13 protein-coding genes and 1 rRNA gene are annotated in these 12,133 nt (G+C 42.4%); 3 read left to right on the top strand and 11 right to left on the bottom strand.

Features of this window, described 5'->3' with window-relative positions:
* Together B5X77_RS05380 and B5X77_RS05375 are read right to left on the bottom strand one after the other, a co-directional pair.
* Positions 1-63: ribosomal RNA gene (locus B5X77_RS05380) — 16S ribosomal RNA — on the bottom strand; the annotation flags it as partial.
* A 321-nt stretch (positions 64-384) separates the two neighbouring features.
* A complete protein-coding gene (locus B5X77_RS05375) occupies positions 385-1,260 on the bottom strand; it encodes a nucleotidyltransferase-like protein (protein ID WP_079505816.1) in 876 nt (291 codons plus the stop codon).
* A gap of 158 nt (positions 1,261-1,418) precedes the next feature.
* Between B5X77_RS05375 and B5X77_RS05370 the strand changes: the two genes are divergently transcribed.
* Positions 1,419-1,769, top strand: coding sequence for a YgzB family protein (locus B5X77_RS05370; RefSeq protein WP_079505814.1), 351 nt, complete (start codon positions 1,419-1,421; stop codon positions 1,767-1,769).
* 220 nt (positions 1,770-1,989) lie between these two features.
* Here B5X77_RS05370 and perR read toward each other — a convergent pair whose 3' ends face one another.
* From perR to B5X77_RS05320, 9 genes are all read right to left on the bottom strand, one after another.
* The gene (perR, locus tag B5X77_RS05365) at positions 1,990-2,433 is read right to left on the bottom strand and encodes a peroxide-responsive transcriptional repressor PerR (RefSeq protein ID WP_079505812.1); all 444 of its coding nucleotides are present in this window, start codon (positions 2,431-2,433) and stop codon (positions 1,990-1,992) included.
* A 101-nt stretch (positions 2,434-2,534) separates the two neighbouring features.
* The gene (locus tag B5X77_RS05360; RefSeq protein ID WP_079505810.1) at positions 2,535-3,095 is read right to left on the bottom strand and encodes a cob(I)yrinic acid a,c-diamide adenosyltransferase; all 561 of its coding nucleotides are present in this window, start codon (positions 3,093-3,095) and stop codon (positions 2,535-2,537) included.
* Between the two features lie 3 nt (positions 3,096-3,098).
* Positions 3,099-4,046, bottom strand: a complete 948-nt coding sequence (locus tag B5X77_RS05355; protein ID WP_306807288.1) for a D-2-hydroxyacid dehydrogenase — start codon at positions 4,044-4,046, stop codon at positions 3,099-3,101.
* A gap of 203 nt (positions 4,047-4,249) precedes the next feature.
* Positions 4,250-5,116 (bottom strand): TetR/AcrR family transcriptional regulator, encoded by an 867-nt coding sequence (locus tag B5X77_RS05350; RefSeq protein ID WP_079505808.1) that lies wholly within the window; start codon positions 5,114-5,116, stop codon positions 4,250-4,252.
* A gap of 122 nt (positions 5,117-5,238) precedes the next feature.
* A complete protein-coding gene (bcp, locus tag B5X77_RS05345; RefSeq protein ID WP_079505806.1) occupies positions 5,239-5,706 on the bottom strand; it encodes a thioredoxin-dependent thiol peroxidase in 468 nt (155 codons plus the stop codon).
* 77 nt (positions 5,707-5,783) lie between these two features.
* Positions 5,784-6,191 (bottom strand): potassium channel family protein, encoded by a 408-nt coding sequence (locus tag B5X77_RS05340; protein WP_079505804.1) that lies wholly within the window; start codon positions 6,189-6,191, stop codon positions 5,784-5,786.
* A 1,023-nt stretch (positions 6,192-7,214) separates the two neighbouring features.
* Positions 7,215-8,000: an ABC transporter permease gene (locus tag B5X77_RS05330; RefSeq protein ID WP_079505800.1), complete on the bottom strand. Its 786-nt coding sequence runs from the start codon at positions 7,998-8,000 to the stop codon at positions 7,215-7,217.
* Positions 8,001-8,003: 3 nt separating this feature from the next.
* Positions 8,004-8,795 (bottom strand): ABC transporter permease, encoded by a 792-nt coding sequence (locus B5X77_RS05325; protein WP_079505798.1) that lies wholly within the window; start codon positions 8,793-8,795, stop codon positions 8,004-8,006.
* Positions 8,788-9,801, bottom strand: coding sequence for an ABC transporter ATP-binding protein (locus tag B5X77_RS05320; RefSeq protein ID WP_079505796.1), 1,014 nt, complete (start codon positions 9,799-9,801; stop codon positions 8,788-8,790). The genes B5X77_RS05325 and B5X77_RS05320 overlap by 8 nt, the downstream gene beginning before the upstream one ends.
* A gap of 121 nt (positions 9,802-9,922) precedes the next feature.
* Between B5X77_RS05320 and B5X77_RS05315 the strand changes: the two genes are divergently transcribed.
* Positions 9,923-10,669 carry a YqjF family protein gene (locus B5X77_RS05315; protein ID WP_139378302.1) on the top strand — a complete coding sequence of 249 codons (747 nt, stop codon included), beginning with the start codon at positions 9,923-9,925 and terminating at the stop codon, positions 10,667-10,669.
* A 111-nt stretch (positions 10,670-10,780) separates the two neighbouring features.
* A complete protein-coding gene (locus B5X77_RS05310) occupies positions 10,781-12,076 on the top strand; it encodes a glutamate-1-semialdehyde 2,1-aminomutase (protein ID WP_079505794.1) in 1,296 nt (431 codons plus the stop codon).
* Positions 12,077-12,133 lie beyond the last annotated feature (57 nt).

Genomic DNA, 12,133 nt, shown 5'->3' with positions numbered 1-12,133 from the left:
GACTTGCATGTATTAGGCACGCCGCCAGCGTTCGTCCTGAGCCAGGATCAAACTCTCCAAAAAAGAGTTATGAGTTAGCTCATAAGTTAAAACGTTGGCTCATGTTCTTCTATAATAGAAGCCATGATTAATTTATTGTTTGTTGACGCTTGTTTGTTTAGTTTTCAAAGAGCAAGTTAGTTAGCATGTCGCCCAGAAGCGACTTTACTAATATAACATCCAGCACTTTTCATGTCAACATCTTTTTTTCAAAAATGTTTTCGTGTGAAAAATACTTTTAAAGTTGTAACCGTCTGCCGCGAATATATTTTTTCTTTGTTTCGCAGCGACGGTTATTAATATACCAAGTAATTTTCAAATGGTCAATATGTTTTTTTCGCTTTTTCAGGATAACTTTTCGGCTACCTTATAATTCCTGTGGTAAATACCCTGTCCTTTTGTTTCAATGTTCACTACTTCAATGACCTTCTTATCAATTAGATATTCTAAAAGTATTCCTAAATCAACGTTGTACGGCGAGAGCTCTGGGTGTGACATCAACTCACTGAATGCCCAATATTCTTTGCCTTCCATCAATTCAACCAAATGCTGGCTTCCTACTTTTGTCCTCTGATGAATCAAGAATTCACTTGCCAGGAACAAAAGCTCTAATCTTTTTTCTATTGTCTCTTCACTGCAAATCAATTCTTCATATAGTTTATAGATCTCGGGCTCGATTTGTTTTACTTGATGCCAGACCGTCACTTCCGGATGGAAGCCATTTTCTATGACCGCAAGTCTGGCCAGATGATGTAATGAATGAACAACATGATTATAGGCATCTAAGTAATTGAGGTTATCGAATAACATTTTTCCATCGGAGTACCTTCTAATGAGTTTCGCAAACTCGATCCCCATTTTAATCTTACGGCCGAAAAATGGAAATTCCCTTAGTTCATGCTTCAGGTTGGCAATCCTTTCATTTCGATCAAAAACAATTTTCCCATTATAAAGCCAATCAATAATTTTTTTATTGCTTCCAGTAAGTAGCCAGTCATTAATTTGCTTTTCCGTAACAATATGCATAGCTGCTTTTTTATTCTTGTAGGAATAATGCTTAATAAAAACAGGCTCATTATTTTCTTTCACTATAATAAGTAAGATCGCATCGAATGTATCAGTAGCTGCGATGGCTTTGTGCCTTTTTTCCACCAAAACCACTCCTACGGTATTAGGGTGGCTTGCGCGTTCTTGATAAATTGAACGAAGGATATCCTCCATAATAAACTCCTCCATTTGTTTGTTAGCATATATGTTCGACAATTATATAAAATCTCCTTCATTTCATCTAGACAATTTTCGACATAGACATCGACAATTTTATGATTATCTTGCCGTAAATGATATGATATAGTTAGATTTTAGGGAGGGAAATTTCAATGGCTAAATATTCTAATAAAATAAATAAGATCCGCACTTTTGCGTTGAGCCTGATTTTCATAGGCTTTATCGTTATGTATGCAGGTATTTTCTTTCGCAACTCCCCATTGGTCATGACAATTTTCATGATCCTGGGATTGCTTTTCATAGTTGCAAGCACGGTTGTTTATTTTTGGATTGGAATGTTATCGACAAAAACAGTACAGGTTGTCTGTCCGAACTGCGGAAAACACACCAAAATGCTTGGCCGGGTGGATATTTGCATGTATTGCAATGAACCGTTAACCCTTGACCCGTCTTTGGAGGGCAAGGAGTTTGACGAACAGTATAATCGAAAGCAACAAAAATAGAACTCGGAATCAGCCGAGTTCTTTTTTATTCGGTTACAATTCCATTTCGAACCTTCAACTTATCATTCCGTGGAACTATGTTATGGTGTCTGCATGTCCCATAAGGCTTCAGATATCTCATTTACAGCTTCAGCTTTTCGAGAAAAGCACCTGGAACAGCTGTTAAAAGGCAGCACATAAAAAAAGAAAACTGATAGCGTATGCCATCAGCCGTCATTGATTAGTGGACTTCCTTTGCGGAACAATCCGGGCAAGTGCCGTAAATTTCCATTCTATGGTGACCGACTTTAAAACCCGTTACATGGGAAGCCAGGTGTTCAACTTCGTCAAGGCCGGGGTAATGGAAGTCAACGATTTTCCCGCACTTATCGCAAATGACATGATAATGATGGGAAGTCACAAAGTCAAAACGACTGGAGGCATCCCCATACGTCAGTTCCTTAACTAATCCAACTTCACGGAATACTCTCAAATTATTATAAACCGTCGCAACACTCATATTTGGGAACTTTCCTTCAAGCGCTTTATATATCTCGTCAGCTGTAGGGTGCGACATTGAGCTTATTAAATATTCGAGTATCGCATGACGTTGCGGAGTAATACGGACTCCTGTATCCTTCAAGGTATCAAGGGCTTCTTTCAACTGACTCTGTACCACCGCCATGCACCTCACTTTACTTTAGATTATAATTCTTATTTTATAATATTTATAATTAGTGTACTAATTTCATTCCACTTTTGTCAATATTGCCATACCATAAACATTTACAATCTTGACCCTTGATGCAATGTTTGCTCTGTTGCTCCAAGATGCATATTCACATACCTTGCGGCCACAAACAAGAAGTCCGACAATCGATTCAAATATGAAAGGACTAGCGGGTTTACTTCATCCCCTAACCCAACAGCCTCGCGTTCTGCTCTTCTTGCAACCGTCCTTGCTACATGAAGTGCTGCTCCGGCCTGGTGGCCGCCTGGAAGAATGAAATTAGTCAATTGTGGAAGCAAAGTATCCCATGTGTCGATTTTTTCTTCCAGCTCTTCTATATCTTTTTCATCAAGGACCCATTTTACTTCTTTACCGGAAGGAGTAGCCAATTCAGCTCCAACATGGAACATAACTGTCTGGATCTTATGGAATATTTGCAGCATTTCTTCCTTGCCGCTGAAATACTCACTATTAAGATAGCTGATTGCCAGGCCAATCATTGAATTGGTCTCATCACATGTTCCATATGCTTCTACACGTTTATCGTTCTTCCCTACCCTGGTTCCATAAATCAGCGATGTTGTTCCTTTGTCACCAGTCTTCGTATAGATTTTCATATCTTAGTACCCCCTGTCCATATCAATCACATTTATAAAATCCGTGCCATTTCTAATATAGGTATGAAGATTTTGTTTAAAAATTTCAAAGGATCTTGGCATATAATTTTTGGTCAGACTTGATATATGAGGTGTGACGGTTACATTGTCCATTTTCCAGAACGGATGACTTTCCTTTAAGGGTTCTATGTAGAAAACATCCAAATAAGCATGTGCTATCTTTTTTTCCTGCAGTGCTTTTAATAAAACCTCATCCTTCACTAAATCACCACGGCCGATATTAATAAATACGGCAGTGTCTTTCATCAGGTCAAAATCGCTTAAATCGAGGAAATGCTTTGTTTCTTTCGTACTCGGCAATACAGATACTATGAAATCGGCTGCTGGCAAGGCCTTCCTAAAGTTGTCCATCGTATACATTTCGTCTGCCCAGTCGGATTCACGGCCACTTCGATTCACACCAATTGTTCGCATATTAAAAGCTTTTGCCAAACGAGCCACTTCTCCGCCAATTGCACCTATACCTAGAATGAGCAAAGTCTTGCCGTATAATTCTCCCATTGGCAATTTACGTTCCCATGTTCGGCTTTGTTCATTAGACCATAATGACTTCATCTGTTTCACATGCTGCAGCATCATCCCAAGTGTAAATTCAGCCATCGGAATTTTATGGATTCCCCTTACATTCGTTACCAGAATCCCCCGCTTTTTGCATGCATCAAAGGGCATTCTATCCAGCCCGGCAGACATGACCATAATCCATTTAAGTTTATTAGCCTTTTCGACCAGTGCTTCCGTCAAATCTTCACCGTATGTAAGAAAAATATCCGCATCAAAAAAAAGTTCTTCATTTATACCTTTATAAAAATCGAAGCTCACCTGAGGGAATTCATTTTTTACATCTTCCTGCAACGCTTCAGCCGGAAGAATCGAGGAGTAAATTTTCATCATTACCCAACCCTTCGTTAATATGGTATTAATAATTGTATTAATTTTCACTTAATTAAACAACTTCCAAGCGTGTTAAAACAAAAAAAGGCGGGCTGTTTAAGCCCGCTAAATCGTTTTGAGGAGGTATGCCCTAATACAATGATATTCACTTATAGCTGAAATGAATGGACAGTAGCCTGTATTGAAAAAAATAGGCGGGAATTTTATGATTTTAAATGATAAATTTTCGCAATTGATCGATAATACGATTCAAGTGATGGTTCATCCTTGAAATTAGACAGCATCCCCTGGATCACCGGGATCCTAGGGACTTCCCTCTCTATTTCACTCTCCAGTACTTCTAGTGAAATCCGCAGATTTTCACAATTATCAAGATTGGAAATAGCTAGTTTCATTTCCCCGATTATCTTTGTTATTTCCTGACCATCCGTTAGGAAGTATGCTTTTGTCTTTTTGATCAGTTCATCCACTTTTTCTTCTGTGGCTATCGGATCCTCACCCTCCAGCCCCTCAACTAATGAATCCACTCTTCTCAGTAAATAGTCAACTAATTCATCAGTTTTAAAACCCTCCGGATTGAAAAGGAGCAACTTTATATAAGAGTTAAAAAAGCCTTCCAGCATAAGTGCAAGGTCCCAGAGATGCGGTTCCGCTTTTTTCCCGTATATTTCTCGCAGACTATGCTGATAGAACATTTGCGCTTCGTAATACTTGCGGATCATTAATTCCTTTACCTCTTCATTCAAAGGAATCGCCTGTTCCCTTGATTGCATGATGATAAATTCTTTATGTTCAAGCATGGTATCGAATAAGGCCCTCAGCTGAAAACCAAACTTCACCCTTGGGGGCAGACTCTCACTTTCAAATACTTCCAGCTTCTTTTGTATATAATCAAAATAATATTCAAGGATTGCGATCAACAAAGCTTCCTTGGATTTGAAATATAGATAAAAAGCTCCCTTGGAAATTCCGCTCTCGTTAACGATTTCCTGGACCGAAGTGGAAGCAAATCCTTTCGTCGCATAAAGCTTTATCGCAGCTTCGATAATTGCTTTTTCTTTTTCCTTCACTCATATAGCCTCCCAATAAAAAGCAGATTGACGGACTGGTCATATTTCAATATGTCACTATTTTAACCTAGAACTTTCCTTAGAGCAGCAATAAAGACAGCCGACGCTGGCTGTCTTCACGATTAAAGGTTTTCTTTAATAAATTCCAGTGCTTCTTCCACATGGCCTTTCACTTTCACTTTTCGCCATTCCTTAACAAGATTGCCTTCCTTATCTATTATGAAGGTTGATCTCTCGATACCCATGTATTCCTTGCCAAAATTTTTCTTAAGCTGCCACACTCCATAATCTTCAGCTGTTTTGTGATCTTCATCTGCCAGAAGGAGGAAAGGCAGACCATGCTTTGCTATAAATTTTTCATGCCGGTTGATTGGGTCCGGGCTGACACCAAGAATAACTGCATTCAATCCTTCAAAACTTTCATGATGATCCCTGAAATCACACGCTTCTGTTGTACAGCCTGGAGTCATATCCTTTGGGTAAAAATAAAGCACTACATTCTTTCCTGCAAAATCAGAAAGCTTAACGGTCTCGCCATTGCTTGCTGGCAGTTCAAATACTGGAGCTTTTTCACCTATTGACAGTGTCATTATGTATCCCTCCAAAATAAGGTTGTTTTACCCTTAGCCTATCTAATTTTGGATTGGAATACAAATCGGAGAGTTTATTAAGATCTTTTTTGGTCAAACATAGCCCTGGTGACAAACGCCGCAGGGATGGTATAACCAATAAGCGCCTCGAGAACAGCAATCACCCGGCCTATCCCGATTGGTGCAATGTCGCCGTACCCCACAGAAAACAGGGTAATTGCACTAAAGTACATACTTGTTGCCATTCTCTCATATGAAGATGTGCTTGGACGCATGCTCACATCTGACAGCACCCAGATCCCTTTAAGATCGAGTAAATAATATAAAAGTCCAAATCCTGCCATTACCGTAGCATATATCAGGGCAAGCGTGATGAAATTCTCAAAAGAGACCTGCTTGCCTTTAATCTTATGAGGGATAAATAATGTCCTTAGACTTAAAAATATAGCTAAAATGATTAACGTGACCGAAATGTAATATTGCATTTTCAAGCCCCATTTCCTGCTTCTCTCCCTTCACTATACGCTCTTAAAAATGGGAGTATGCAAGCAAGTCCATATAGCGGGAATTCTGACTGGTAAATTTATGGATTAAAAACTGACATAATGCCAAAAGTCGATTTTAATTCTGGCAGCTTTTCTCCTTCTAGCCTTGAACCTGTCCAATGTTCTCATGGCTTCTGACAGCTTTTCCCCTTCCACCCCCAAACCTGTCCAAAGTCCACCTTACTTCTGACAGCTTTTCTCCTTCCACCCCCAAACCTGTCCAAAGCCGACCCTGCTTCTGACAGCTTTTCCCCTTCCATCCCCAAACCTGTCCAAAGTCCGCCTTACTTCTGACAGCTTTTCTCCTTCCACCCCCAATCCTGTCCAAAGTCCACCTTACTTCTGACAGCTTTTCTCCTTCCACCCCCAAACCTGTCCAAAGTCGCCCTTACTTCTGACAGCTTTTCCCCTTCCATCCCCAAACCTGTCCAAAGTCCACCTTACTTCTGACAGCTTTTCCCCTTCCATCCCCAAACCTGTCCAAAGTCAACCCCACTTCTGACAGCTTTTCGTCTCCCAACTCCAAACCTGTCCAAAGTCAACCCCACTTCTGACAGCTTTTCGTCTCCCAACTCCAAACCTGTCCAAAGTCCACCTTACTTCTGACAGCTTTTCCCCTTCCATCCCCAAACCTGTCCAAAGTCCACCTTACTTCTGACAGCTTTTCCCCTTCCATCCCCATACCTGTCCAAAGTCACCCCCACTTCTGACAGCTTTTCGTCTCCCAACTCCAAACCTGTCCAAAGTCAACCCCACTTCTGACAGCTTTTCTCTTTCCACCCCCAATCCTGTCCAAAGTCAACCCCACTTCTGACAGCTTTTCTCCTTCCACCCCCAATCCTGTCCAAAGTTCTCCTTACTTACTTCTGACAAACATTCCTCTCCCAAGCAATAATCTGCCGCAACAACATTGAATACAAAAAGACCGCTGCTCGCGTTGGCAGCGGTCTGACTAAGTAATATTTAATTTCCGGCGCCGCGGTATCTTTTTACGCCTTCATTCCAAACAAATACAGACAAGGCGAAGAAGACGATCCCGATTACTGGAGTTAAAAATGAATAACCGTACCATTCGTCCCTCCCGAGAAAATAGGCAGCGGGATAGACTCCGACAAAAGCGAATGGCAAGATCCAGGTCAGCACGAATCTGATTGCTTTGTTATAGATATCGACTGGATAACGGCCGTAATTTCCGATATTGTACATCATTGGCATAATCGAGGTACGTGCATCTGCCCAGAAGCTGATGCAGGCAATCAACACAAAAATCCCTGCGTAGACAAGAACTCCGCCTATGACGAACAAAATAAACAAGAAAGGATCGGACCAGCTTACTTCAAGTTCCAGACGGCTCCCTGCATAAAACATGACAGCCAGGCCGGTCACTGCCCCGAACAATGACTCCAATTCCATGCGCTCCAGGATGATCTGGAACAGACTGTGGATAGGCCTTGTCAGGATCCGGTCAAGTTCTCCTTTAACGATATAACGTTCATTGAAATCCCATATATTGAAAAATGCTGAAAAGAGCGCGTATGGCACTAGGAAAAAACCATAAATAAAGATAATTTCATCCCGGCTCCAGCCATTCAGAAATTCTGTATGGTCAAATACCACAAGGATAAAGATCAGGTTAACAGCCTGGAATAATAGATCAGAAAAAATTTCAACAACCAAATCCGCCCTGTATTCAAGTCTTGTTTTCATATACTGGGCGACATATTGAAAGAACATGCTGATGTAGAACACTCGTCACCCTCCCTGTATGATCAATTGTTTTTTCGCGACGACCCACAGAATTTGGGTTGGAATCACTAAAATCAATACCCATGCGGCCTGCAGTATAAGCCCTTCGATTGCCTCCCCGCCTGTGAAGCCATTGGTAAAGATCATGCTTGGAATATAGCTGATCCCCTGAAATGGCAGGAATCTCATGATTTCCTGAGCCCAGCCCGGGAAGAAGCTGATTGGCAGCAATAGGCCTGAGAACAAATCAATCAGGACGCGTTTGGCCCGAATCAGGCCCGTATTATTATATAGGAAGAAAGTAGTGATTCCCGTAAGCAGGTTCAATTGGGTGTTAATAAAGAAACTTAGCACGATTGAAATAGCAAACATGCCCCAAGTAGAAACATCAGCGGAAAACTCCAATGGAAAAATCAAGGCCACGATTACCATTCCAGGAACGGAAAAGAAGAACAATCTGAAAATCCCTTCCCCCAGTCCCTGCATCGTTTTCATGCCAAGATAGCTGTATGGCCTGATCAGTTCGACGGCTACCTTTCCTTCTTTAATTTCCGTCGCCATTTCCCTGTCGATATTGTTAAAATAAAATGCCCTAGCCATCCAGGCAACTGCAACATAGGTGGTCATCTGCAGGGCGCTCAAGCCCTCTATTTCACCCTTCCCTCCATAGATCGCATTCCAGAGGAAATAGTAGGCACCGATGTTGATGCTATATATTAAGATACCTGTATAGTAATTCGTCCTGTACGCGAGCATCATTAAAAAACGGATGCGGATCATTTCGAGATATTTATCCATTCAGCGCCATTCCTTTGTCATAAATATTGCGGATTATTTCTTCTGTGGATGGCTCATTGATCTTCACGTCCCTGACCTTATAGGCAGCGACCGTACGGGCGATAACCTGCGACACAACTTCTTCATCATCAGAGGTCAACGCGGTAAAAATCTGTTTCCTTTCATTCAGCTCCCATTTGATATCAAGGTCTCCCGTCAAAGACTCAAGACGGCTGAGTTCCGCTTTTTCAAGAAACTCAAAGCTGATTTCCTTTCCTTCGCCCCATGTTTCCTTCAAGCTTTTCAGCGCACCATCATAAATGATATTTCCTTCATCAAGCATGATGACCCGCTCGCATAATGCCTCGATATCCGTCAGGTCATGTGTGGTAAGCAGGATTGTCGTGTTGTACTTTTCATTGATTTCTTTTAAAAATTCCCTGATCCTCAGCTTTACGAGTACATCAAGGCCGATTGTGGGTTCATCAAGGAAAAGCAGCGGCGGGTTATGGATAAGCGCAGCTGCAAGTTCACAGCGCATCCTCTGTCCTAGTGAAAGCTTCCTTACCGGCTTATCGAGCAAAGGCTCAAGATCAAGTGTTTTGATGACATGATCCATATGCTCGTTATACTGAGCATCTGAAACTTTATATACCTTTTTCAACAGGCGGAATGATTCCTGGACAGCGATATCCCACCAGAGCTGGGACCGCTGGCCAAATACGACCCCGATTGTCTGAACAAACCTTTCCCTCTCCTTATGTGGATTCATACCATTTACGATGACACTACCTGAAGTTGGGGTCAGGATTCCGGTCAGCATTTTGATAGTCGTCGATTTCCCGGCCCCATTTTCCCCAATGTAACCGACCATCTCTCCCTGTTTGACAGTGAAATTGATATCGTTCACTGCAGGAACTATTTTATAATTACGTGTAAAAAGATCACGGAAAGCACCCGATAATCCCGATCGGCTTGAATATGCCTTGAATTCTTTCCGCAAACCGTTCACTTCAATCGCGTTCATGAGTATTTCCTCCTTTAGTCACTCAAACAGTTTAGCCAATCCTCCGGGCTAAAACAAATGCTATGCCTGATTACCTTTGCTTTTTCAGGGGTAGTTTAACCCTAAAAGGGAGGAATGTTGATTGAACAAGGAATTGCTTATTCAGAGCCACCGCCCCTATCCGCTGCCTGACATGAACTGGCTGATGACCCAGGAATGGCATCACACTTTATTCGCTCACTGGCCAGTCCCTTCCGCTTCATTAAGGGAGCATGTCCCCCGTGAGCTGGAAATCGACACTTTCGATGGCAGTGCCTGGATTGGCATTGTTCCGTTTAAGGTAAAAAACACACATGGCAGAATGACTCCTCCCATTCCGTTCTTCAGTTCCTATGTGGAAGTGAATGTAAGGACATATGTATCATACGGTCCAAGATCTGGTGTATATTTCTTTACTCTCGATGCAAACCAACTGCTGGCAGTAATTGGGGCTAAGGCTGTTTTTGGACTGAATTATAAACAGGCTAATATTGATTTTCAAGAAAAAGACTACTTTGAGCTGCACTCTAAGCGTGTCCCTGCCGGAGATGTGAACGCAAAACTGAGCCTCAGGTATAAACCATCATCCGATATTTTTTTCGCGGAGCAAGGGACCCTGGAGCATTGGTTCACCGAGAGATACTGCCTGTGGACAAAACGGGGCAGCAAACTTGTCAGGGGAGATATCCACCATACAAAATGGGAGCTTCAGCGAGCAAACGCAGAGCTTTCACAAGAGATGCTCATTCCTTTTATCAATCAAGATCTACTGACAAAACCACCTCTTCTTCACTACAACAAATATAAAAAGGCCTTCTTCTGGCCCCCTAAGCTCGAAAAGCAGCTGTAAGCTTTTTGGGCTTCTTTTTTATCCAAATAAATGAACGAAAAGTTAAACAATCTGTAAAATAGAGAAATAATGATAAAATAGAAAAGCAGTTATATAGTAGGAGGTTTTACAATGCAAAGAACGAATTCTGAGCGAATACATAATGAAGCACTAGAACATATTGTCGGCGGAGTCAACAGTCCTTCCCGTTCCTACAAAGCGGTTGGAGGCGGAGCCCCTATCGTGATGGAACGTGCCCAGGGAGCGTACTTCTGGGATGTGGACGGCAATCAATACATCGATTATTTGGCGGCTTATGGTCCGATCATTACCGGACATGCCCACCCGCATATAACAGAAGCAATCAAGAGGGCTGCTGAAACAGGCGTGCTGTACGGAACACCAACACCACATGAGGTCAAATTCGCCAAAATGCTTAAAGAGGCAATGCCAGCACTTGATAAGGTGCGCTTTGTTAACTCAGGGACAGAGGCAGTGATGACCACAATTCGTGTCGCCCGCGCCTACACGGGCAGGGACAAAATTATTAAATTTGCAGGATGCTATCACGGCCACTCTGACCTTGTACTGGTGGCAGCTGGTTCTGGTCCATCCACTCTTGGAACTCCAGACTCAGCCGGTGTGCCAAAAAGCATCGCCCAGGAAGTCATAACGGTTCCATTCAATGATATTGAACCTTTTAAGGAAGCTCTTGAAAAATGGGGCAGCGAAATCGCAGCTGTTTTAGTGGAACCGATTGTCGGCAATTTTGGAATCGTCGAACCGAAGCCCGGATTCCTAGAGGAAGTTAAAGAGCTAACTCACCAGGCTGGAGCCCTGATTATATTTGATGAAGTAATCACGGCTTTCCGTTTTATGTACGGCGGAGCACAGGATTTATTGGGTGTTACCCCGGATTTGACAGCAATGGGTAAAATCATCGGCGGCGGATTGCCGATTGGCGCTTATGGCGGACGTGCTGAAATCATGGAAAAGGTTGCACCGCTTGGCCCCGCGTATCAGGCTGGGACGATGGCTGGAAATCCCGCTTCCATCCTTTCAGGTATCGCCTGCCTTGAGGTGTTGAAACAAGATGGTGTCTATGAGTATCTTGACCAGCTCGGCGCCATGCTGGAAGAAGGAATCACATCTTCAGCAAGCAAGCATGGCATTCCTATCACGATTAATCGCCTGAAAGGTGCAATGACCATCTATTTTACAACAGAAAAAATCGAGAATTATGAACAGGCGGAGAACACAGATGGCGAAATGTTCGCACGCTTCTTCAATCTCATGCTGCAGCAGGGAATCAACCTTGCACCATCCAAATATGAGGCATGGTTCGTGACCATTGCCCATACACAGGAAGATATCGAAGCTACCCTTCACGCTGTTGACCAGGCTTTTCACTCGATGGCGAATGAATAAAAATGCAGTTTCTTATACATAACCGGTGCCTGATTGGCATCGGTTATTTTTCATACA

It is taken from the genome of Mesobacillus jeotgali (assembly GCF_900166585.1).
Lineage (GTDB): Bacteria > Bacillota > Bacilli > Bacillales > Cytobacillaceae > Mesobacillus > Mesobacillus jeotgali_A.
Note: the sequence above shows the minus strand (reverse complement) of the source record. Positions and strands in the feature narration are given on the sequence as shown.